Annotated in this window: 19 protein-coding genes; 18 read left to right on the top strand and 1 reads right to left on the bottom strand. The window is 56.4% G+C overall.

Annotation, left to right across the window (positions count from 1 at the left end; all coding sequences use genetic code 11):
* The first annotated feature begins 25 nt into the window (after window positions 1-25).
* The 6 genes from AB8C10_RS02965 (at window position 26) to tuf (ending at window position 11,600) form a co-directional block, all read left to right on the top strand.
* On the top strand, window positions 26-3,928 hold the full coding sequence (locus AB8C10_RS02965; protein ID WP_368866791.1) for a DNA-directed RNA polymerase subunit beta': 3,903 nt from the start codon (window positions 26-28) through the stop codon (window positions 3,926-3,928).
* Between the two features lie 507 nt (window positions 3,929-4,435).
* Entirely contained in the window at window positions 4,436-6,541 is a 2,106-nt protein-coding gene (locus tag AB8C10_RS02960; RefSeq protein ID WP_368866790.1) for a neutral/alkaline non-lysosomal ceramidase N-terminal domain-containing protein, read from the top strand.
* A 636-nt stretch (window positions 6,542-7,177) separates the two neighbouring features.
* Complete coding sequence (gene rpsL, locus AB8C10_RS02955; RefSeq protein ID WP_005504939.1) at window positions 7,178-7,552, top strand: 30S ribosomal protein S12; 375 nt, start codon at window positions 7,178-7,180, stop codon at window positions 7,550-7,552.
* Complete coding sequence (rpsG, locus tag AB8C10_RS02950; protein ID WP_005504941.1) at window positions 7,552-8,022, top strand: 30S ribosomal protein S7; 471 nt, start codon at window positions 7,552-7,554, stop codon at window positions 8,020-8,022. Before rpsL ends, rpsG begins: the two co-directional genes overlap by 1 nt.
* Window positions 8,023-8,094: 72 nt before the next feature.
* Window positions 8,095-10,209, top strand: coding sequence for an elongation factor G (gene fusA / locus AB8C10_RS02945; protein WP_070737711.1), 2,115 nt, complete (start codon window positions 8,095-8,097; stop codon window positions 10,207-10,209).
* 200 nt (window positions 10,210-10,409) lie between these two features.
* Window positions 10,410-11,600 carry an elongation factor Tu gene (tuf, locus tag AB8C10_RS02940; RefSeq protein WP_005504946.1) on the top strand — a complete coding sequence of 397 codons (1,191 nt, stop codon included), beginning with the start codon at window positions 10,410-10,412 and terminating at the stop codon, window positions 11,598-11,600.
* Window positions 11,601-12,186: 586 nt separating this feature from the next.
* Here the strand turns inward: tuf and AB8C10_RS02935 are convergent.
* Complete coding sequence (locus AB8C10_RS02935; RefSeq protein ID WP_368866789.1) at window positions 12,187-15,516, bottom strand: Fe2+/Zn2+ uptake regulation protein; 3,330 nt, start codon at window positions 15,514-15,516, stop codon at window positions 12,187-12,189.
* A gap of 576 nt (window positions 15,517-16,092) precedes the next feature.
* Here AB8C10_RS02935 and rpsJ point away from each other — a divergent pair.
* The 12 genes from rpsJ to AB8C10_RS02875 form a co-directional block, all read left to right on the top strand.
* Window positions 16,093-16,401, top strand: coding sequence for a 30S ribosomal protein S10 (rpsJ, locus tag AB8C10_RS02930; protein WP_004005287.1), 309 nt, complete (start codon window positions 16,093-16,095; stop codon window positions 16,399-16,401).
* A 13-nt stretch (window positions 16,402-16,414) separates the two neighbouring features.
* The gene (rplC, locus tag AB8C10_RS02925) at window positions 16,415-17,071 is read left to right on the top strand and encodes a 50S ribosomal protein L3 (protein WP_005504955.1); all 657 of its coding nucleotides are present in this window, start codon (window positions 16,415-16,417) and stop codon (window positions 17,069-17,071) included.
* A 6-nt stretch (window positions 17,072-17,077) separates the two neighbouring features.
* Complete coding sequence (gene rplD / locus AB8C10_RS02920; RefSeq protein ID WP_005504957.1) at window positions 17,078-17,695, top strand: 50S ribosomal protein L4; 618 nt, start codon at window positions 17,078-17,080, stop codon at window positions 17,693-17,695.
* Complete coding sequence (rplW, locus tag AB8C10_RS02915) at window positions 17,695-17,997, top strand: 50S ribosomal protein L23 (RefSeq protein ID WP_005504959.1); 303 nt, start codon at window positions 17,695-17,697, stop codon at window positions 17,995-17,997. The genes rplD and rplW overlap by 1 nt, the downstream gene beginning before the upstream one ends.
* A 40-nt stretch (window positions 17,998-18,037) precedes the next feature.
* Window positions 18,038-18,874 (top strand): 50S ribosomal protein L2, encoded by an 837-nt coding sequence (rplB, locus tag AB8C10_RS02910; protein WP_005504961.1) that lies wholly within the window; start codon window positions 18,038-18,040, stop codon window positions 18,872-18,874.
* Between the two features lie 12 nt (window positions 18,875-18,886).
* On the top strand, window positions 18,887-19,168 hold the full coding sequence (rpsS, locus tag AB8C10_RS02905; RefSeq protein ID WP_004005282.1) for a 30S ribosomal protein S19: 282 nt from the start codon (window positions 18,887-18,889) through the stop codon (window positions 19,166-19,168).
* A gap of 60 nt (window positions 19,169-19,228) precedes the next feature.
* Window positions 19,229-19,594, top strand: coding sequence for a 50S ribosomal protein L22 (gene rplV, locus AB8C10_RS02900; protein WP_005504964.1), 366 nt, complete (start codon window positions 19,229-19,231; stop codon window positions 19,592-19,594).
* The gene (gene rpsC / locus AB8C10_RS02895) at window positions 19,595-20,392 is read left to right on the top strand and encodes a 30S ribosomal protein S3 (protein ID WP_368866788.1); all 798 of its coding nucleotides are present in this window, start codon (window positions 19,595-19,597) and stop codon (window positions 20,390-20,392) included.
* Window positions 20,393-20,812 carry a 50S ribosomal protein L16 gene (gene rplP, locus AB8C10_RS02890; protein WP_044150210.1) on the top strand — a complete coding sequence of 140 codons (420 nt, stop codon included), beginning with the start codon at window positions 20,393-20,395 and terminating at the stop codon, window positions 20,810-20,812. It begins immediately after the preceding gene.
* Window positions 20,813-20,817: 5 nt separating this feature from the next.
* The gene (rpmC, locus tag AB8C10_RS02885; RefSeq protein ID WP_005504969.1) at window positions 20,818-21,057 is read left to right on the top strand and encodes a 50S ribosomal protein L29; all 240 of its coding nucleotides are present in this window, start codon (window positions 20,818-20,820) and stop codon (window positions 21,055-21,057) included.
* Window positions 21,054-21,326: a 30S ribosomal protein S17 gene (gene rpsQ / locus AB8C10_RS02880; protein ID WP_012903053.1), complete on the top strand. Its 273-nt coding sequence runs from the start codon at window positions 21,054-21,056 to the stop codon at window positions 21,324-21,326. The genes rpmC and rpsQ overlap by 4 nt, the downstream gene beginning before the upstream one ends.
* Before the next feature lie 489 nt (window positions 21,327-21,815).
* On the top strand, window positions 21,816-23,719 hold a 1,904-nt coding region (locus AB8C10_RS02875), incomplete at its 3' end, for a YncE family protein (protein ID WP_368866787.1).

Below are 23,719 nucleotides of genomic sequence, written 5' to 3'. Positions count from 1 at the left end.
CTTACAGAAAGAGATTAGGACCGATATGTCCAACGAATCTTCGCTTGGTTTGATGCGAATTGGCCTCGCCACCGCCGACGACATCCGTCGTTGGTCCTTTGGTGAGGTTAAGAAGCCCGAGACCATCAACTACCGTACCCTGAAGCCCGAGAAGGACGGCCTCTTCGACGAGCGTATCTTCGGCCCCACTAAGGACTGGGAGTGCTACTGCGGTAAGTACAAGCGCGTGCGCTTCAAGGGCATTGTGTGTGAGCGCTGTGGTGTTGAGGTGACCCGCTCCAAGGTACGTCGTGAGCGTATGGGTCACATTGAGCTGGCTGCTCCTGTTACCCACATTTGGTACTTCAAGGGTGTTCCTTCCCGCCTGGGTTACCTGCTGGATCTGGCTCCGAAGGACCTGGAGAAGGTCATTTACTTCGCTGCGTACATGATCACTAAGGTTGACGAGGAAGCTCGTCATGAGGATCTGCCGATGCTGCAGGCTGCTCACGACCGTGAGAAGCAGGAGCTTGAGGCTGCTCTGAACGCTGACGTGAACGCTATTAGCCGTGAGGTTGAGGCGGAGCTGGCTCGTATTGAGGCTGAGGGCGGCAAGGCTGCTGAGAAGCGTAAGCTGCGCGATAACGCTGAGCGTCAGCTCGCGTCGGTGCGTAAGCGTTACGAGCGTGAGGCTGAGCACCTGGAGCGCGTGTGGGATCGCTTCAAGAACCTGAAGGTCGCTGACCTTGAGGGCGATGAGGCGCTGTACCGTTCCATGATTGATAAGTACGGCCTGTACTTTGAGGGCGCGATGGGCGCAGAGGCTATTAAGAAGCGTCTGGAGTCCTTCGACCTGGAGGCTGAGGCTGAGGCTCTCAAGGAGATCATTCAGACCGGTAAGGGTCAGAAGAAGACCCGCGCTCTGAAGCGTCTGAAGGTTGTTAACGCCTTCCTGACCACCGATAACTCCCCGTTGGGTATGGTTCTGGATGTTGTTCCGGTTATTCCGCCGGAACTGCGCCCGATGGTTCAGCTGGACGGTGGCCGTTTCGCGACCTCCGACCTGAACGACCTGTACCGTCGTGTGATTAACCGTAACAACCGTTTGAAGCGTCTGCTGGAGCTGGGTGCTCCCGAGATTATCGTGAACAACGAGAAGCGTATGCTGCAGGAAGCTGTGGACTCGCTGTTCGATAACGGTCGTCGCGGTCGCCCGGTGACTGGCCCCGGTAACCGCCCCCTGAAGTCTCTGTCTGACATGCTGAAGGGTAAGCAGGGTCGTTTCCGTCAGAACCTGCTCGGTAAGCGTGTTGACTACTCGGGTCGTTCCGTGATTGTGGTTGGTCCTCAGCTGCAGATGCACCAGTGTGGTCTGCCCAAGCAGATGGCTCTGGAGCTGTTCAAGCCCTTCGTCATGAAGCGTCTGGTGGAGCTGAGCCACGCTCAGAACATTAAGAGCGCTAAGCGTATGGTTGAGCGTTTCCGCCCGCAGGTTTGGGACGTTCTGGAAGAGGTTATTGCTGAGCACCCGGTTCTGCTGAACCGTGCACCTACCCTGCACCGCCTCGGTATTCAGGCGTTTGAGCCGAAGCTGGTTGAGGGTAAGGCTATTCAGCTGCACCCGCTGGTTTGCTCTGCGTTCAACGCTGACTTCGATGGTGACCAGATGGCAGTTCACCTGCCGCTGTCTCCCGAGGCTCAGGCTGAGGCTCGTATCCTCATGCTGTCCTCGAACAACATCCTGAAGCCGTCGGATGGCCGCCCTGTGGCTGTTCCTTCGCAGGATATGATCATTGGTCTGTACCACCTGACTACTCCTCGCGAGGGCCAGAAGAACGAGGGTCACGCATTCTCTTCGGTGTCTGAGGCTCTGATGGCGATGGATCGTCACGAGATTGAGCTGTACACCAAGGTGAAGATTCGCCTTGATGGTGACCAGTTCGTTGCTCCCGAGAATTGGGAAGCACCGGAGGGTTACCAGCCCGGCGATTCTGTGCTGCTGGACTGCACTGTTGGTCAGGTTCTGTTCAACCAGGCTCTGCCGAAGGATTACCCCTGGTTCTCTGGCGTGGCAGATAAGAAGGGCCTGGGTAGCCTGATTAATGATCTGGCTGAGCGTTACCCGATGGATGTTGTGGCTCGTGCTCTGGACAACCTGAAGAACTCCGGTTTCTACTGGGCTTCTCGTTCGGGCGTGACCGTGGCTGTTTCCGATATTGCTACTCCCGCTGCGAAGCCGGCAATTATGGAGCGCTACGAGAAGCAGGCTGCTGCAATTCAGGACGACTTCGAGATCGGTACCATCGATGACGAAGAGCGTCGTCAGGAGCTGATTAAGGTTTGGACCGAGGCTACCGACGTGGTTGCAGAGGCTATGCGTGAGAACTTGAGCTCTCACGGTGGTCTGAACACCATTTACCGTATGGTGACCTCCGGTGCACGTGGTAACTGGATGCAGGTCCGTCAGATTGCGGGTATCCGTGGTCTGGTGTCGAACCCGAAGGGCGAGATTATGCCTCGCCCGATTAAGTCCTCGTACCGTGAGGGCCTGTCGGTTCTGGAGTACTTCATCGCGACCCACGGTGCACGTAAGGGTCTGGCTGATACCGCGCTGCGTACCGCTAACTCGGGTTACCTGACTCGTCGTCTGGTGGACGTTTCGCAGGACGTTATCGTTCGCGAGCACGACTGTGGCACTCGCCGTGGTCTGGTTCTGCCTCTGATTGATGAGGATGGCGGTCTGCACCAGGACGTCGAGACTTCGATTCACGGTCGTACCCTTGCGGTTGACGTGAAGGATGAGGCAGGCAACGTTCTGGCTACTGCTGGCTCGGATGTCTCTGATGAGCTCATTGAGAAGCTCTTCAAGGCAGGCGTGAAGGACGTTCGCGTCCGTTCGGTTCTGACCTGTGAGTCCGCTATTGGTGTGTGTGCACTGTGCTACGGTCGTTCGATGGCTTCGAACGTTCTGGTGGACATTGGTGAGGCTGTTGGTATTATTGCGGCTCAGTCGATTGGTGAGCCCGGTACCCAGCTGACCATGCGTACCTTCCACACCGGTGGTGTGGCTTCGGCTGACGATATTACTCAGGGTCTGCCCCGTATTCAGGAGCTGTTCGAGGCTCGTACCCCCAAGGGTGTTGCCCCGATTTCTGAGGTGTCTGGTCGCGTGACCATTGAGGATACCGAGAAGTCCTACAAGATTGTGGTGACCCCGGACGATGGTTCCGAGCCCCAGTCCTACACTGTTCTGCGTCGTGCCGCTTCTAAGCTGCAGAACGGCGATCACGTTCAGGTTGGCGATCAGCTGGCTACCGGTTCTGTTGATCCGAAGGAGGTTCTGCGTATTCGTGGTCCTCGTGAGGCTCAGAAGCACCTGGTGAGCGAGGTTCAGGGCGTGTACAAGTCGCAGGGTGTGGAAATCCACGACAAGCACGTTGAGGTTATTGTTCGCCAGATGTTGCGTCGCGTGACTGTGATTGAGTCCGGTGATACTGATCTGCTGCCTGGTGAGCTGGTTGATAACATTGCTTTCCAGACTGCTAACCGTAAGGCACTGGTTGAGGGCAAGAAGCCCGCAGCTGGTCGTCCGGAAATGATGGGTATTACCAAGGCTTCGCTGGCTACCGAGTCCTGGCTGTCGGCGGCCTCCTTCCAGGAGACCACCCGCGTCCTGACTCAGGCTGCTATGGAGGCGAAGACTGACCCGCTGCTCGGCCTGAAGGAGAACGTGATCATCGGTAAGCTGGTTCCCGCCGGTACCGGTCTGGCACGTTACAACGATATTGAGGTTGAGCCCAGCGCCCAGGCTACTGCTGAGCGTATGCAGGCTCTGGACACTTTCGGTGGCTACCAGAGCGCGTTCCAGATGGATAACGAGGTGTACACTTACGGCAACGGCGGCTTTATGGCTGTTTCGCTGGATGAGTACGGTCGTGGTCTGGACTAAGGCTTCTGCCGTGAGGGGTAGGTTGGGGGTTTAGGCTCCCGGCCTGGTCCTTGATAAAGAACGCGGATACTCGAGTTTGTCTCGGGTATCCGCGTTTTTGTTTCATGAGGAGGTGGAGGTTTCTTTTAAGCGTGGCTTTAATATTCTTTACCCTTCAAGGTGAGGTTGTAGATTTTATGCCTAGTGGACGAATTTATTTATGAAAAAATCATTAGAGTGCATCATTTTTCATGATGAGAAAATTGCTTGACAGAGCAAGAAATTAGATGGCGGTCAAATATTCTAAATCTCCCTAGAAACCGCACTAGAACTGCAATATATAGAATATTCACTCGTTTTTCTTTGGGGCATATATAGAATAAATGTTCTTGATTTGAACAATGCTAATTCAACTGGAAAGCCTTTTGGCTAGGTTCTATTCTTGAAGGCATGCATATCACTCCAATCACTTCCGGACGGGTGACTACTAGCGGCACCCGACTGCCCTCCGGAACATCTCAATCTCAGATGCTTGAACAGAATTCCTCTTTGTCTGCAGGGGAGCGAAAGCGCTCCTCTGTTTTTTCGCGTTTTAAGGCGCCCACCCACTCTCTTGCTCGCATTGGTGCAGCATGCCTTATTGCGGCTTCCGCAGTTCTTCCTGCCGGTCAGGTTGCGACCGCAGCTCCTGCCTCTCAGAGCGCTAGTGCTACCCCCTACCTGGTAGGTGCGGGTGCGGCGGATATTACCGGTGAGCCCGGTGAAGTCGGTTTCATGGGCTACGGTGAGAGCTCTCAGAAAGGCAGCGGCGTGCATACTCGCCAGTATGCTCGTGCTTTTATTGCGGTGGATCGCGCCTCCGGTAAGCGCAACCTCATTGTTGTCCTGGACTCTCTGACTGGCTGGCAGTCCCTGCGTGATGAACTGGTCAAGCGTATTCGCGCTGAGTTTGGCTCCGCGTACGATGAGTCGAACATTATGATTACCGCTACCCACACTCACGCAACTCCGGGTGGCATTACACACCAGAGCCTGTACAACATCACCACTCTGGGCTTCCACCAGGACACTTTCAATGCTCAGGTGAATGGTTCGCTGAAGGCAATCCGCCAGGCAACTAAGGACCTGGCTCCGGGTAACCTGACGATTTCCTCTTCGAAGCTGACCGGTGTTGGTGCTAACCGTTCCCGCGAGGCGTTTAATCTGGATTCTCCCCAGTTGCGTTCTAAGTTGCCCGGCGGTACCGATCCGACCAATATGACTCTGCGTCTGGAGCGCAACGGTAAGACTCGTGCGGTGCTGAACTGGTACGCGATTCACCCGACTTCTTTGACCTCGAAGAATACTCTGATTTCGAGTGATAACAAGGGTTATGCGGAGTATCTGCTGGAGACTCAGGATCACGGTGCTGACCGCAATGTTCCCGGTAGTGGTGATGGTTTCGTTGCGGCGTTTGCAAATGCTAATGCTGGTGATGTTTCTCCGAATACTTGGTTGAAGCCTGGTCAGGGTCCCACTAATGACCAGTTCAAGAATGTGAAGATTCAGGGTGAGAAGCAGGCTAATGCTGTGCGTTCTCAGCTCAAGAGCGCGGGTACTCCGGTGGGTAAGGGTCTGGATTCGCGTATTTCGTACTTCAATTTCTCGGGTATGAACGTGGATGCCAAGTACACCGGTAGCGGCCATAATGAGCGCACCTGTCAGGGTTTCTTGGGTACTCCGTTTGGTGCCGGCTCCACTGAGGATGGCGGCGGTGGTTGGGCTGTCTATAAGGAAGGCTCCGGTCGCCCCTCTATTTTGGGTACTTTGGTGTTCACTCCGAGTGCCGCGCAGACGCGTTGCCAGCAGCCGAAGGGTATTCTCTTCTCTGCAAAAAATGGAACGATCATTCAGGAAAAGTATCCGGTGCAGATTATGCGCTTCGGTGACTACTACCTGCTGGGTATGCCTGGTGAGTTCACCGGTGCGGTAGGTGTGCAATACCGCCAGGATGCTGCCAAGCTTTTCGGTGTTCCCGAATCGCATATTATTCTGCAGGGCTACACCAATGCCTACGACCACTACGTCACGACTCCTGAGGAATACGACTCGCAGCAGTACGAAGGCGGTGCGACCCTCTTTGGCCGTTACACCTCCAGTGCCTTCCGCCAGACTATTAACGTTGTTGGAACTTCCCTGAAGAACGGCACCCCTCTGGGTATCGGTGATCGTCCGAATGATCGTCGCCCGGTAGCTAGCCTGCAGGGTAAGGTCGTCTACGACACTCCGATGTTTGGTACGCGCTACGGTCAGGTGACCCAGCAGCCCCAGGATGCTATTGCCGGCCGTCAGGAGGTATCAGCACGTTTTGTGGGTGCGCACCCGAATAACAACATGCATCACGATGGTAGCTACTTCGTGATTGAGCGTCGTGTGGGTAATACCTGGAAGTACTACACCGCGGATAACAACCCGGACACCTTCTTTGAGTGGAAGCGCATTGGCGTGTCTGCGTCTCAGGTGACGGTGCGTTGGAACGTTCCGGCAAATACCCCTAAGGGCCAGTACCGCATCCGTTACTACGGCAATGCCAAGAAGAACTCGAAGACTATTACCCCGTTTGAGGGGCAGACTCGAGTCTTCCAGGTGGTGTAGTTCGGCAGTCGCTACGGTGAACCTATAACTGAATACTCTCTTGCGGGAGGTGGGTGCAGTTTTGCGCTCGCCTCCCGCAGTTGTTGAGGCCGTCAGGAATCATTGAGATGGTTCTTGGCGGCTTTCTGCTTTAAAGTGCGTCAAGAAGGTGGCGAGGGAGGAGTAAATCCCAACAATGTAATTTAAGTGAGGTAAATCATTGGGTTTAACCCCTTGGGCGGGGCATTAAAGCGAAGAATCCCAGATCTGGCGCTAGATTAAGTGGGATTTAACCTGTATAGTCTTATCCGAAGTACTTGAGCTCGGTGCACAAGGATCCACCCCCGGTGGGTTTACGCGGGATTATCCCGAGGGCACGGGCATGATGAATCAATGGCAGTATGGATACCGTCCTTTGGCGTTGCTTTTTGCTGACGCCTAAATGCCATTTTTAAGCGTGCCCAAAAACTTTTTCACCTCTGACGGTGAGGAATTTTAGCCCTGAGAACTCGCCGAGATGTCGAGGAACCTATAGAAACCAACCGGATATGCATCCGAGCGTTTCTGATAACCGAGAGCACCCATCCAACGTGATGGGGGCCAGTAAGTTTATACGGGCTTCTCTAACGAGAAACCTGATCAAGCAACGGAGAAAACGTGCCTACTATTCAGCAGCTGGTCCGCAAGGGCCGGACTCCCAAGGTCGTTAAGACCAAGGCGCCCGCACTGAAGGGCAACCCCATGAAGCGTGGCGTGTGCACCCGTGTGTACACCACCACCCCGAAGAAGCCGAACTCGGCACTGCGTAAGGTCGCTCGTGTCAAGCTCAACGGCGGCGTCGAGGTTACCGCATACATCCCCGGTGAGGGTCACAACCTGCAGGAGCACTCGATCGTGCTCGTTCGCGGTGGTCGTGTGAAGGACCTCCCCGGTGTTCGCTACAAGATCGTTCGTGGCGCTCTGGATACCCAGGGTGTTAAGGGTCGCGGCCAGGCTCGCTCCCGCTACGGCGCTAAGAAGGAGAAGAAGTAATGCCTCGTAAGGGTCCCGCTCCCAAGCGTCCCCTCGTAAACGATCCTGTTTACGGTTCTGCTCTGGTCACTCAGCTGATCAACAAGGTTCTGCTGGACGGCAAGAAGTCCGTCGCAGAGCGCATCGTCTACGGCGCCCTCGAGGGTGTCGAGAAGAAGACCGGTTCTGACCCGGTCGCAACCCTGAAGAAGGCAATGGACAACATCAAGCCTTCTCTCGAGGTTCGCTCCCGCCGCGTTGGCGGTGCAACCTACCAGGTTCCGGTTGAGGTTCGCCCCGGCCGTTCCACCGCTCTGGCTCTTCGCTGGCTCGTTGGCTTCTCGAAGCAGCGCCGCGAGAAGACCATGACTGAGCGTCTGATGAACGAGATCCTGGATGCGTCCAACGGTCTCGGTGCCGCTGTGAAGCGTCGCGAGGACACTCACAAGATGGCCGAGTCCAACAAGGCCTTCGCACACTACCGCTGGTAATTCTCCGTTTAGAGCCTGCCGAGTCGATTCGAGTCGGCAGGCTTTCGGAGTATCTCATTTAGGGAGAATAACGTGGCACTTGACGTGTTCACCGACCTTAACAAGGTCCGCAACATCGGTATTATGGCGCACATCGACGCCGGTAAGACCACCACCACTGAGCGCATTCTGTTCTACACCGGTATTAACCACAAGATTGGTGAGACCCACGACGGCGCTTCCACCATGGACTGGATGGCTCAGGAGCAGGAGCGAGGTATTACCATTACCTCCGCAGCAACCACCTGCTTCTGGAAGGACAACCAGATCAACATCATCGACACCCCCGGTCACGTCGACTTCACCGTTGAGGTTGAGCGCTCCCTGCGCGTCCTCGACGGCGCAGTTGCTGTGTTCGACGGCAAGGAAGGTGTTGAGCCCCAGTCTGAGACCGTTTGGCGCCAGGCTGACAAGTACGACGTCCCCCGTATCTGCTTCGTCAACAAGATGGACAAGATGGGTGCTGACTTCTACTTCACCGTTCAGACCATCATCGACCGCCTGGGCGCACGCCCGCTGGTTGTTCAGCTCCCCATCGGCGCTGAGAGCGACTTCCTCGGTGTTGTTGACCTGCTCGAAATGAAGGCATACGTCTGGCCCGGCGACGCCAAGGGTGACGTGACCATGGGTGCCTCCTACGAGGTTCAGGATATCCCCGCTGACCTGGTTGAGAAGGCTGAGCAGTACCGCGCTGAGCTGGTTGAGGCTGTTGCTGAGGCTAGCGAAGAGCTCATGGAGAAGTACCTCGAAGAGGGCGAGCTGTCCATCCCCGAGATCAAGGCTGGTATCCGTCAGCTCGTGATCGCAGGCGAGGCATTCCCCGTTCTCTGTGGTTCTGCATTCAAGAACCGCGGTGTTCAGCCCATGCTGGACGCTGTGATTGAGTACCTGCCCTCCCCGCTGGACGTTCCGGACGTTGTCGGCTCCAACCCCTCCAACGAGGAAGAGAAGCTGACCCGTAAGGCATCCGCTGACGAGCCCTTCGCAGCACTGGCATTCAAGGTTGCAGCTCACCCGTTCTACGGTCAGCTGACCTACACCCGCGTGTACTCCGGTGTTGCAGCTCAGGGCCAGCAGGTTCTGAACTCCACCAAGGGTAAGAAGGAGCGCATCGGTAAGCTCTTCCAGATGCACTCCAACAAGGAGAACCCTGTTGAGGAGATTACCGCAGGTCACATTTACGCTGCGATTGGTCTGAAGGACACCACCACTGGTGACACCCTGTGCGACCCCGCACACCCGATCGTTCTCGAGTCGATGACCTTCCCCGACCCCGTGATTTTCGTGGCTATCGAGCCCAAGACCAAGGGTGACCAGGAGAAGATGTCCACCGCTATCCAGAAGCTTTCCGCTGAGGACCCCACCTTCACCGTTTCGCTGAACGAAGAAACCGGTCAGACCGAAATTGGTGGTATGGGTGAGCTGCACCTGGACATCATCGTTGACCGTATGAAGCGTGAGTTCAAGGTTGAGGCTAATGTTGGTAAGCCTCAGGTTGCATACCGCGAGACCATCAAGAAGGCAGTCGAGAAGGTCGACTACACCCACAAGAAGCAGACCGGTGGTTCCGGTCAGTTCGCAAAGGTGCAGGTCTCCTTCGAGCCCCTGCCCCTGGATGGCGAAGAGCTGTACCTGTTCGAGGACAAGGTCACCGGTGGCCGCGTTCCTCGCGAGTACATCCCCTCGGTCGACGCTGGTATCCAGGACGCTATGAAGTTCGGTGTCCTCGCTGGCTACCCGATGGTGGGCGTGAAGGCAACCCTGATCGACGGTGCTTACCACGACGTCGACTCCTCCGAAATGGCGTTCAAGATCGCTGGTTCGATGGTCTTCAAGGAAGGCGCTAAGCGCGCTAACCCGGTCCTGCTCGAGCCGCTGATGGACGTTGAGGTTCGTACCCCCGAGGAGTACATGGGCGACGTTATCGGCGACCTGAACTCCCGCCGTGGCCAGGTTCGTTCCATGGAGGACGCATCCGGCGTTAAGATCATCAAGGCTATCGTGCCCCTGACCGAAATGTTCGGTTACATTGGCGACCTGCGTGGTAAGACCCAGGGTCGTGCAGTGTTCTCGATGGCATTCGACAGCTACGGCGAGGTTCCCAAGAACGTCGCTGACGAGATCATCCAGAAGAGCCGCGGCGAGTAATTTCCGCGTCTCACCCGTGGGCCACGGGCCAAAAACCTGTGGCCCACGCCAAAATTTTCAATTAAATCCATTATTGAGAGCATGAACAGTTTCATCTCTGCGGCGTAATCCGCTATTGTAGACGCTAGACCGTTTTATAACGGGATGCGCCGGAGCGAAGATCCGCGTGCATGTTTTCAATCGTTCTAGGAGGAACACTCTTGGCTAAGGCTAAGTTCGAGCGCTCCAAGCCTCACGTTAACGTCGGTACCATTGGTCACGTTGACCACGGTAAGACCACCCTGACCGCAGCAATCTCCAAGGTTCTGGCTGACAAGTACCCGGACCTGAACGAGAAGCGCGACTTCGGTATGATCGACTCCGCTCCCGAGGAGCGCCAGCGCGGTATTACCATTAACATTGCTCACATCGAGTACCAGACCGAGAAGCGCCACTACGCACACGTTGACGCTCCCGGCCACGCTGACTACGTCAAGAACATGATTACCGGTGCGGCTCAGATGGACGGCGCAATCCTCGTGGTTGCAGCTACTGACGGCCCCATGGCACAGACCCGCGAGCACGTTCTGCTCGCTCGCCAGGTTGGCGTCCCCACCCTGCTGGTTGCACTGAACAAGGCAGACATGGTTGACGACGAAGAGCTCCTCGACCTCGTCGAGATGGAGGTCCGTGACCTCCTCTCCTCGCAGGAGTTCGACGGCGACAACGCTCCCGTTGTTCGCGTTTCCGCACTGAAGGCTCTCGAAGGCGACCCCGAGTGGGTTGCTAAGGTCGAGGAGCTCATGGACGCAGTCGACACCTACATTCCGGACCCCGTGCGTGAGAAGGACAAGCCCTTCCTCATGCCCATCGAGGACGTCTTCACCATCACCGGTCGTGGCACCGTTGTTACCGGTCGTGCAGAGCGCGGTACCCTGAAGATTAACTCCGAGGTCGAGATTGTCGGTATCCGCCCGATCCAGAAGACCACCGTTACCGGTATTGAGATGTTCCACAAGCAGCTCGACGAAGCATGGGCAGGCGAGAACTGTGGTCTGCTGCTGCGTGGTCTGAAGCGTGACGATGTTGAGCGTGGTCAGGTTGTCGTGGAGCCGGGCTCCATCACCCCCCACACCGAGTTCGAGGCAAACGTCTACATCCTCTCCAAGGATGAGGGTGGCCGTCACAACCCCTTCTACTCCAACTACCGTCCTCAGTTCTACTTCCGTACCACTGACGTGACCGGCGTTATCACCCTCCCCGAGGGCACCGAGATGGTTATGCCCGGTGACAACACCGAGATGACCGTTACCCTGATCCAGGAAATCGCAATGGAAGAGGGCCTCGGCTTCGCTATCCGTGAGGGTGGCCGCACCGTTGGTTCGGGTCGCGTTACCAAGATCATCAAGTAATTGCCGTAAATTTACGACAATTCGCTAAAGATCTGCCGGAGGGGAGACTCTCCATCAGGTAGCGATACTCAAGGACCCCCGCATCTGCGGGGGTCCTTTTGTTATGCCCTTTTGTGGGTTGCTGAAGGCTGCAAAGAGGCAGGTGTATCCCTCTTTGCCAGGAGAACCTCGCAACCACGTCCTGGGCGCTATAGACGCCCTTCAACAAGCTCTCAGCGCTTTTGTGCGGCAGAAACCCACGCTAAAAGATAGGGGAGAAGATTGGAGTCTCAGCGGTGAGGAGCCAATGGTGAGGAATCCTCAGAGCGGTAGCAGTATCGCACACCCGTGCCTCAGACCTGTAGCAGGGCATAGGGGAACAGATGCGCTGTCATTGGCTTACCGTTCTTGAATGTCCATATATTTTCAAGGCGCTGGCAAAAGGACGCGAGATAGACGTTGCAGATGCGAATAGGGTTTGCAGGCAAAGAAAAACGGTTCCCAGCCCAAAGGCTGGGAACCGCAATTCGAATGACTGCCCCTCGGAAGGGACATAGGTAATCGTACTACAGAATGCCGTAGGAATAGAACCTATACGTGTTGATGGCTAGATGTTTTCCTCGTAGCGAGGATCGTAGCCCTGCTGAGGAGCCGGGGGCTGCTGCATCTGGACATTGCTCTGAGGGTACATACCCGGCTGATTCTGAGACGGCGGGAAGTCCTCGAGCTGCTCAGAACCCTGGTGCGGAGCTACCACATCCTGCTTATTCTGTCGCGCCAGCAGACGCCAGATAACGCCGGCAATAAGCAAAATCGAGATGATTAGCAGGGTCAGCGGGTTCAGACCGTTGAGCAAAATTGCCAGGTCGAGGGTGACCAGAGCAGTTGCGATATAGGTCCAGACTCGGTCGAGCAGCAGAGCGCTCAGGAGAGTCAGGGCAATACCGAGTACCAACACCACGATATCCGGACCATCAGCGGGAACTGCCCACGTTACCAGGGTGAGGAACACCTGCAGACCCAAAGCCCAGTACAGAGGAGAATCCGATACCTGCGTATCTACAGGCCTCTTTGCGATGAAGTTCTTGAGAACCTTGGCTGCCACAACAGCCAGCAGAATCAGGAGAGCAACCTCAAGAATGACGCTCAGAGGATTGGACTTCGAGTAATCAATGACCAGACGGGCGATGAAGAGGCTGAACGCCGTGGTGCAGACGATCGGCAGGTTCTTCGCCTTGGTGACAGACACGAAGGACAGAGCGCCCAGACCCCAGAGAAGTGCGTTGAGCTCCACCTGCCTGGGCTCAAAAACCAGCCCAACGAAGGTGTAGAATCCCAGCACCGCCAGAGCGGGAATCATCAGCAGCGTGTTGACCGGTGCATAGATACCCTGGCTCAGGGGGCGGCGAGACATGAAACGCGCGTAGGGGGCACCCAGCGGGCCGTGCATCGGCAAATCAACCATCGTATTACCGACCGGGACAGCGATGCGAGGACGAACATTTGCGCTCACACCGAAGACCTCAACCGGGAGCGTGACCTTCAGAACGAACAGGATGATGACGGCAATCAGAGCGTAGTAGCCCAGAAGAGTCATCTCCATTGTGCTTTCCCTCGTGTTGAAGAGATTCCACAGAGCACCGATGCAGAAAGTCGTGATGCTGATGGAGGCACCAATCTGCATGCGGGAGACCTTGAAGATGAGGGCAAGCGCCCACACGGCGATGAAGATGGCAGGAGTTGCTACTGCGAACAGCAGATCATCGAAGTCGCCAATGAAACGGCCTGCGCTCAGGACAGAACCGAGCGTGAAGAAAATCGCCGCCGCGTATGCTTCGTAGTTTCGCTTGGAGTACGCGTAGAGTAGTACGCTGCACAGCGCCTGAACCGCCAGCAAGGCAAGTACGAGGAAGTCTACGAGCGATTCCTTCATATTGCCGGTGATCGCGAGCAGAATGACCGACCAGCAGATGGGGAATCGCGCAACGGTGAGTAGCTCCGAACGAATCGAAGAGCCAACCGGCATAAAGAAACCAAGCGCACCATAAACGACGGTCAGGAGCGCCGGCAGCGCTACAGCAATGTACTCCTTCTGCAAGTCGTACAGCAGGTAGTGTCGCGAGCCAATCGTCGCGATAAGCAGAGTCGCGTAGAACGCGATACGGACAAACATGACAAGCGTGGAGCGGAAGGATCCAACATCCGAAAGTCGTAGCGCGCGGGCCAGAATAAGAGCGCTCAGCACGCTCAAGAAGAGGACGGCACCCGAGAAGAGAGGGAAACCAACCCAGAATCGGCCGTGTGCTCCGCCATCAGCATGGTTAGCTACGTACCCAACGAAGAGAGCAAAAACGCCCAAGAAGAGGTAGACCGACATCTCTACAAGACGGTAGCTTGCGTTCTGCGCTGCAACGCCCTGAGAGAGGACAAAAGTCAGTAGCGCAATAGCGGCGCAGACCAACGCAAACATCAAAAGCGACTCAGAAGTCTGCATCTCAGGAATGAGAGCGAGGAAGAGCTGAATCATACCAATGGCATAACCGATGTTGCTCAGTACCGCTCCAGTGGTACGTGCCTCGGGAGCCTTAGCAGTGACCAGATAGATGACTACAGCCGCGGCAAAGAAGAGGTAGAACGTTCCCTGGTTGCCAGGGGAAGCATACATGCCAATGACCGGGACGAGCGCCACAAAACTCATGAGCACCAGAGGCTGAATTGCCTTGCGGTACAGCAAGAAGCTCACGATGCAGAGGACACCAATAACCCAGGGAGCGGGGAAGATACCTTGATTACCTTCTGCGTAGGGAAAGAAAGTGCTCCAGCGCGTTGCGTAGGTAACGCTATCAGCGACGTGAGCAGTATAGAAGGCATCAAGGAGAGCAAAGAAGGAGAAGAATACGCCGACGCATGCGTCAATTGCCGGCAACCACTCTATCTTGCGAGCGGGTTGGTGAAGAGCTTCCTTCGCCCAGGGGATAGCCGGGGTGCTTTGCGCCTGCTCGGGCTGTTCATCAGTAGCAGGAGCGGAACCAGCAATAGTCTTCTGCAGACGAGGAATAAATACGTAGGCAGAAATCAGGTTAACAACCAGAACAGAGACGAAGAAGATACTGGGGAACCACGGGCCGTGATCCGAGTCCATGATGAAGGAGAGAATGGACGCAATCGGGTAGATGCGTGCCTGGGCGTAGTAATCCGCCGTGCCGTTCAGCCAGGTGAACAGAATGGCGTGCACAGACATAACCGCAAAGGCAATACCTGCATCCGTGTAGCTCAGATCGTTGGTAAAGAAGAAAATGGCGACGGCAGTAGCCGGGACGAAAATACGGGAAGAATCAACAAGACCTTCGCGGATACCCTTCGGGGCAGCATTCGGGGCAAAGTGCAGAATCAAACCCAGAACAGTGGCAACGGCAGTCAGAGAAACGAAATACCAAACGAAAGGCAGAGCCGCCACCTTCGTAGCTGCCAACGAGTCCGAAACGATGAACGAAATCAGCAGGTACGCCATCACACGGTTACGCATGAGGGCGCAGGCTCCAACAATAGCTGCAGTGCCAACCAGAGACGTGAGGAGCCAGATGTAGCGTCCTTCAGTCCAAATCTTGAGGACATAGATAGCAACGCCGGTCAGAGGAATAAACGCAAGACCCGTTGCTGCAAAAGAGTAGGAGGCAATACGCAGGCGCTCTACGAAACGGTAGGTGAGCAGACCGGCTCCGTAGAAGACAATTGCTCCAAGCGCCATTGCGAGGACACGGAAGATAGCCGTTTCATCCTGAGAAGAAGTCACCGAGGTGACAAAAAGACCTGCAGCGCCGATGAGCAGGAGCGAGCCGATGTACAGAACAATATTGAGGAAGATATCCTCATTGACCCGGCGTCGCTGCGCAGGAGGCTGAGGATACGGACTCGATAGGGACGGGGGAACGTACAAGCCGAGACCTTGCGGCTGAGCATACTGAGGGCTCTGAGACGAAGAGTGAGAGCTAGAGGATGCCTGATGAGGTTGTGTCGGCTGAGACATGGTTTCTCCTTAGGCTGTAGTGATACTTCTACGATACGAGAGTCTTTAGGCCTAAAAGCTTTATTAAGAGCAATAAAGCGCATGGAACTTACTGAAAGTAGATTGAAAGCTCCCTGAGAGTTACATCGCGGGAGTATCCTCAGGTTGACAGCGACAGTTAAGTGTTCTTAAGCACTTAACTTGTGTTCGTATTGCATCAGGGCTCTAACTCTGAGAGAATTGACGACGTTGTCAAAGCGTCTACCTGCACTAAAGGTAGGCCCACGTATGACCCGGTCCGAAGGATGACGGGACGAGTTTGTCTAGAAAATAGGCGACACGCCCGAGTTCGGGGGTCGGTACTCAGGCGGGGTGAGGAACCCGGCAAAGCCGGATTCAGTCCGTTCTGAGTGGCGCACGTGATGAATATATCGCGTTCCTTAAGCGCTATAACAAAGGGGCAAAAGCTCCGATACAGGGAATACATCAAGAAAGAGAGTCCGACAGATGGCGGGACAGAAAATCCGCATCCGTCTGAAGTCCTATGACCACGAGGTCATCGATTCTTCGGCACGGAAAATCGTCGAAACGGTCAAGGGCGCAGGCGCAACTGTAGTTGGCCCCGTGCCGCTGCCGACCGAGAAGAACGTCTACTGTGTTATTCGTTCTCCCCACAAGTACAAGGACAGCCGCGAGCACTTCGAGATGCGTACGCACAAGCGTCTGATCGACGTTGTTGATCCGACCCCCAAGGCTGTTGATGCCCTCATGCGTCTCGACCTGCCGGCAGACGTAAACATCGAGATCAAGCTGTAGAGGATCGCATCTAATGACTAACAAATTCGAGCGCCAGGTGAAGGGCCTGCTGGGCACCAAGCTCGGCATGACCCAGGTCTGGGACGAGGACGGCAAGTTCGTGCCCGTCACCGTCGTCAAGGCTGATTCTAACGTTGTTACCCAGATCCGTAACCAGGAAACTGACGGCTACGAAGCTGTTCAGATCGGTTTCGGTGCAATCGACTCTCGCAAGGTTACCAAGCCCCTGGCTGGTCACTTCGAGAAGGCCGGTGTTACCCCCCGTCGCCACATCGTCGAGCTGCGTACCGCAGATGCTTCTGAGTATTCCCTCGGTCAGGAACTGACCGTTGAGCTCTTCGAAGCAGGCCAGAAGGTCGACGTCGTTGGTAAGACCAAGGGTAAGGGCTTCGCAGGTGTTATGAAGCGTCACGGCTTCAAGGGTGTTGGCGCGTCTCACGGTCAGCACAAGAACCACCGTAAGCCCGGTTCCATCGGTGGCGCATCCTACCCCGCACGCGTGTTCAAGGGTATGCGCATGGCTGGCCGTATGGGCGCAGCACGTCACACTACCTTGAACCTGACTATCCAGGGTGTGGACGCAGAGAACAATGTCCTGCTGATCAAGGGCGCAATCCCCGGTCCCAAGGGCGGCGTTGTTCTGGTTCGTACCGCTGTGAAGGGAGCCTAATACATCATGGCTGTTAAGACCCTTAAGGTAGACCTGCCCGCAGAGATTTTCGACGCGCAGGCATCCGTGCCCCTGCTGCACCAGGTTGTCGTTGCACAGCTCGCTGCTGCACGCCAGGGCACCCACAAGACCAAGAACCGCGGCGAGGTTTCCGGTGCAGGCCGTAAGCCCTTCAAGCAGAAGGGTACCGGTAACGCACGTCAGGGCTCCATCCGTGCACCGCACATGACCGGCGGTGGCGTTGTTCACGGTCCGACCCCGCGTAACTACGCACAGCGCACCCCCAAGAAGATGATCGCCGCTGCACTGCGCGGTGCTCTCTCCGATCGCGCTCGTCACGACCGCGTCCACGTTGTCGAGAACTTCATCTCCGGTGAAACCCCCTCGACCAAGGCTGCAAAGGCTGCATTCGCAGCTATCACCGAGCGCAAGAACATCCTTCTTGTGATTGCTCGTGCAGAGGACGTTGTGGCTCTGTCCGCACGTAACCTGGAGAACGTCCACGTTCTGTACGCAGACCAGCTCAACACCTACGATGTGCTGGTTTCGGACGACGTGGTCTTCACCAAGGCAGCATTCGACGCATTCGTTGCTGCAGCTCAGAAGAAGGAGGGCGCTAAGTAATGAGCGTTTCCACCAAGTCTGTATACGACGTGATCATCGCTCCCGTCGTTTCCGAGAAGAGCTACGGTCAGCTCGACGAAGGTAAGTACACCTTCGAGGTCGCTACCGATTCCAACAAGCTGGAAATCAAGCAGGCCATCGAGAAGATCTTTGACGTCAAGGTTGCTTCCGTCAACACCATCAACCGTCAGGGCAAGCGCAAGCGCACCCGTTTCGGTTGGGGCGCTCGCAAGAACACCAAGCGTGCGATTGTGACCCTCAAGGAAGGCACCATCGACATCTTCGGCGGTCCGCAGGCATAAGCCCCGCGGAGACCACTTTAACGAAGGAAGAAATATCTAAATGGGTATTCGTAAGTACAAGCCGACGACCCCGGGTCGCCGCGGTTCGAGCGTTGCTGATTTCTCCGAGATCACCCGCTCCACCCCGGAAAAGTCCCTGCTTCGTCCGCTTCACAAGACCGGCGGCCGTAACAACACCGGTCGCATCACCACCCGTCACAAGGGTGGCGGCCACAAGCGCCAGTACCGTCTGATCGACTTCCGTCGTCACGACAAGGACGGCGTGAACGCACGCGTTGCACACATCGAGTACGATCCCAACCGTACCGCTCGCATCGCACTGCTGCACTACTTCGATGGTTCCAAGCGCTACATCATCGCTCCGAACAAGCTCGCTCAGGGCGACATCGTCGAGTCCGGCCCCGCAGCTGACATCAAGCCCGGTAACAACCTGCCCCTGCGCAACATCCCCGTTGGTACCGTGATTCACTGTGTCGAGCTCCGCCCCGGTGGCGGCGCAAAGCTGGCTCGTTCCGCAGGTGCTTCTGTACAGCTGGTTGCTAAGGAAGGCAAGTACGGTCAGCTCCGTCTGCCCTCCGGCGAAATCCGCAACGTGGATGTTCGCTGCCGCGCAACCGTTGGTGAAGTTGGCAACGCTGAGCAGTCCAACATCAACTGGGGTAAGGCTGGCCGTAACCGCTGGAAGGGCATCCGCCCGACCGTCCGTGGTGTGGTCATGAACCCGGTTGACCACCCGCACGGTGGTGGTGAAGGTAAGACCTCCGGTGGTCGTCACCCGGTTAACCCCAACGGTAAGCCCGAGGGTCGTACCCGCCGTCCCAACAAGGAAAGCGACAAGCTCATCGTTCGTCGCCGTCGTACTGGCAAGAAGCGCTAAGGAGCCTGAAACATGCCTCGTAGTTTGAAGAAGGGCCCTTTCGTTGATCAGCACCTCTACCTGAAGGTTGCAGCTCAGAACGAGAAGGGCACCAAGAACGTAATCAAGACTTGGTCGCGTCGCTCGATGATTATCCCCGACATGCTCGGTCACACCATCGCAGTGTACGACGGTCGCAAGCACGTGCCGGTGTTCATCACCGAGTCGATGGTTGGTCACAAGCTCGGCGAGTTTGCTCCGACCCGCACTTTCCGCAGCCATGTGAAGGACGACCGTAAGGGCAAGCGTCGCTAATCGGTTCACACCGATAAGCTAACGTTTCCCTTTCGGCAATAGACGAAAGAGAGATAGGCAATGGAAGCCAAGGCATCAGCGCGTTTCGTTCGCGTTACGCCTATGAAGGCCCGCCGTGTCGTCAACCTGATCCGTGGTAAGCAGGCGGAAGAGGCTCTGGCGATTCTGAAGTTCGCCCCCCAGGCAGCTTCGGAACCGGTATACAAGATCGTTGCTTCGGCAGTAGCTAACGCTCGTCAGAAGGCAACCCAGCAGGGTCTGCCCTTCCGCGAGGAAGAGCTGTTCATCAGCGAAGCATTCGTGAACGAAGGCCCGACCATGAAGCGCATTCAGCCCCGCGCTCAGGGTCGTGCATACCGAATCAACAAGCGCACCAGCCACATCACCGTGGTAGTTGCTACCCCGGAGAAGGAGGAGGACCGCTAAATGGGTCAGAAAATTCACCCGAACGGTTTCCGACTGGGCATCACCACTGACCACGTCTCCAAGTGGTTCGCTGATTCCAACAAGCCCGGCGAGCGTTACGCTGACTTCGTCCGCGAGGACGTAAAGATCCGCGAGCTGCTGGCAAAGAACCTGGATCGCGCAGGCGTTGCAAAGGTCGAGATTGAGCGTACCCGTGACCGCGTGCGTGTGGACATCCACACCGCTCGTCCCGGTATCGTAATTGGCCGCCGTGGCGCAGAGGCAGACCGCATCCGCGGCGAGCTCGAGAAGCTCACCGGCAAGCAGATCCAGCTGAACATCCTCGAGGTTGCTAACCCCGACCTCTCCGCTCAGCTGGTTGCACAGAGCATCGCAGAGCAGCTCGCATCGCGTGTTGCATTCCGCCGTGCCATGAAGAAGGCAATCCAGTCCGCACAGCGTGCAGGCGCAAAGGGTATTCGTATCCAGTGCTCCGGCCGCCTGGGTGGCGCTGAAATGTCCCGTTCCGAGTTCTACCGCGAAGGTCGTGTGCCCCTGCACACCCTGCGTGCGAACATCGACTACGGCTTCTTCGAGGCTAAGACCACCTTCGGTCGCATCGGCGTGAAGGTCTGGATCTACAAGGGCGACCTGACCGACAAGGAACTGGCAGCTCATCAGGCAGCAAACAACCGCCGTGGCAACCGCCGCGATGGTGACCGCCGCCGCCAGGGCAACCGTGGTCCTCGTCGCGAGCGCCGCAACGAGAACGCTTCGGCAAAGGTCGAGGCCAAGACTGCAGAGAACGGTGAGGCATAAATGCTTATTCCCCGTCGAGTAAAGTACCGCAAGCAGCACCACCCCAAGCGTAATGGTCTCGCAAAGGGCGGCACCGAGGTTAGCTTCGGTGAGTGGGGCATTCAGGCCCTGTCCCCCGCATACGTGACCAACCGCCAGATTGAGGCTGCACGTATCGCAATGACCCGTCACATCAAGCGTGGCGGTAAGGTCTGGATCAACATTTATCCCGACCGTCCGCTGACCAAGAAGCCCGCTGAAACCCGTATGGGTTCCGGTAAGGGTTCGCCCGAGTGGTGGGTCGCAAATGTCAAGCCGGGTCGAGTCATGTTTGAACTCTCCGGTGTGTCCGAAGAAGTGGCTCGCGAGGCAATGCGCCTGGCAATCCACAAGCTCCCGATGAAGGCACGTGTTGTGCGTCGCCGCGAAGGTGGTGAATAAGCGAGATGGCAGTAGGATCCAAGGACCTGAGCATCGATAAGCTCGCAGAGCTCTCCAACGAAGAGCTGGCTGCAAAGCTGAGCGAAGCGAAGAAGGAACTCTTCAACATCCGCTTCCAGGAAGTCACCGGTCAGGCTAACGCAGGTCGTCGCCGCACTATCAAGCGCGACATCGCACGTATCTACACCGTGCTGCGTGAGCGCGAGCTCGGTATTCGTCCCGCAACTGAAGGTGAGTCCAAGTGAGTGAAGTAAAGAACGAAGAGCGCGGCTACCGCAAGACCCGCCGCGGCTACGTTGTCTCCGACAAGATGGACAAGACCGTTGTCGTCGAGGTCGAGGACCACGTGAAGCACGCACTGTACGGCAAGGTCGTTCGCCGTAGCTCCAAGATCAAGGCACACGACGAGCAGAACACTGCTGGTATTGGTGACCTCGTTCTGATTGCAGAGACCCGTCCGCTGTCCGCTTCCAAGCGCTGGCGTATCGTGGAGATCATCGAGAAGGCTAAGTAAGCCCTCTAATGACTCTCTGCTAGAGCAATAAAAGGAGCCCTCTCCTACCTAGGTAGGAGAGGGCTCCTTTGCGTTTAACCTTTGTTCGGGAGAACTCAGCGGGAAGTTCTGTGAGCTGCAGAATCAACGATAGAAGTCATGAAATGCCGAATAAATATTTGTTATAAAACTTTTGAAGATGTCATACAGAAAAGTGGTTACTTTTACCGGACAGGGCTATCAAAGAGCCACGTAGCTTGAGCTGGAGGAAGAAATCCCCTTGTGGAGCGGGTATACCGGGCTTTAGGGAGGATAGCAACGGTGGCTAAAAGAGTCGTGAGAAGCGTGGGCGCTGATAAAATCTGCTTGAAAATAACCTAGTGAGGCACTTATTATCAACTTTATAGTTGCTTAGTCTAGCCTTGCCTAATCATTAGGGGGTTAGCTATGCATCTTCCGGAGGTTGCACGACCTTTGGAGAAGTACCACTACATATCATCGAGGATCAGCATGACTTCTTCACCCAAGCCCTCACGTAAGCTGCTCGCCATTGCTGGCGCACTTTCCGTTGTCGCAGGTTCTTTCGCAGCGGTTCCCGCTACCTTTGCGGCAAACGTCTCCGCGTCTGTCCCCGGAGGAAACTCCCAGACCTCTGCTGAGGAATGCCGCCACATCGCAGTGAGCGCTACCCAGTACCAGGGCCTGCCCGGCCAGTACCAGCTGGCATACTCGGCGGCAACCTCCTCCCTCTACACCTCCTTCTCTTCCGGCCGCCCGCCGGTACTGACCGGTGGTGTCGGCACCTGGAACGTTGGATCCACCCCGAGCCTCTCCACTGTCTACCAGTTCCCGACCACTGACTTCACCGCTCGTGGTGCTACCGCACCGACCGGTAAGCAGATCGAATCTCCCTACGGTATCGCCTACGACGAGGCAACCGGATACGTATGGGTTACCCAGACCCGCGTCAACAAGGTATCTGTCTTCGATCCCGCGACCAACAAGATTATCTGGAGCAGCGCAGAAGGCGAGGTCAACCACCCGCGCGAGGTACGCATCGATCCCTCCAGCGGCAAGGTCTTTGTCTCTGGCTCCGGCGGCATTAGCGTCTTCGACACCACCCTGCACGCTCTGGTCAAGAAGATTGAATTCACCGATGCCAAGGGCGAATCTGACATCGCAATGAACATGCACGTGGACTCCGCCGATGGCAAGCTCTACGTTCCTTCCCTGAGTGCCGGCACCGTGAAGGTAATCGACACCAAGAGCTACGAGGTTGAGAAGACCATTCAGCTGCACAAGGACAATGCTGAAGCCGACCTGAACGCCTCTGACGTCACCATCGACAAGTCTCTGAAGGAAATCTACGTCAGCTCCCAGGGTGACCGTAAGGGCACTAACTCTGGTATCACCGTCTACGACCTGGAAACCGGCGCCTATAAGAAGACCATTCCTTTCGGCTCTCAGGCTCTCGCCCTTGCCTCCGACGAAGCCCGTGACCTGCTGTACGTGACCGATTACGGTACCGGTAACGTCGGCGTTGTTGACGCACGAACCGGAACCGTTGTTTCTCAGGTGTCCACCGGTGCAACCAGCGGTGCAAATGATGTTCTGGTGACTGCAGACGGCAGCGCATACGCTGTAGCACGTAGCATCGAAGGCGCTTCCGCCATCGAAACGAACTACACCATCGATAAGACTACCGGCGAATACCGCACCTCTAGCACCGAGCCCAAGGGCAAGGACAATGCAGATTCCCCGATTACCCCCGGCGTCATGGTGAAGATCAATACCACCGTTGAAACTACCGCGAAGCCGGCAGCACAGGCGGCTTCTGAAGAACTAGTGAAGACCTACGCTGACGGCGCTAAGCTCTACGCAGTGAAGGACTGGACCACCGGTGAAACCCTGAAGCTGCGCGGTGAAGGTTTCAAGACTCAGGACGGTTCGAAGGGCTCCGTGCTCGCTGTCAAGCTGAACAAGGGTCGTATCTCCGCTAAGGAAGAGCCGAAGTTCAACGGTGTTGAGGGCAACAGCGCAGGTGTTTGGGCGTACATCCAGGCAGATGAAAACGGTAACTTCACCGCTGAACTGCCGTACCCGACCACCGAGAACTCCAACCTGACGGAAAATCTGAAGAGCGGCGATAAGGTATCGGTCTTCCTGCTCTCCGGCTCCATTGTTGAAGGTGACACTCCTCGCGGTGGTGAAGCGCTCTCCGCAACTGTTGCAGAGAAGAAGGCAGACACCGCTGAGACCTGCGCACCGGCAGAAACCACCCAGGTCGCTGCTACTCCTTCTGGCGTGACTACCACTTACCCTGCCGGCACTAAGCTGAGCCTGCCGGATAGCGAACAGCCCACCCCGGCTCCGAGTGAGTCTGCTAAGCCTGAGCCTACTACCCCGGCACCGAG

Origin of the sequence: Rothia mucilaginosa (assembly GCF_964210535.1) — a bacterium.
GTDB lineage: Bacteria > Actinomycetota > Actinomycetes > Actinomycetales > Micrococcaceae > Rothia > Rothia mucilaginosa_F.
Note: the sequence above shows the minus strand (reverse complement) of the source record. Positions and strands in the feature narration are given on the sequence as shown.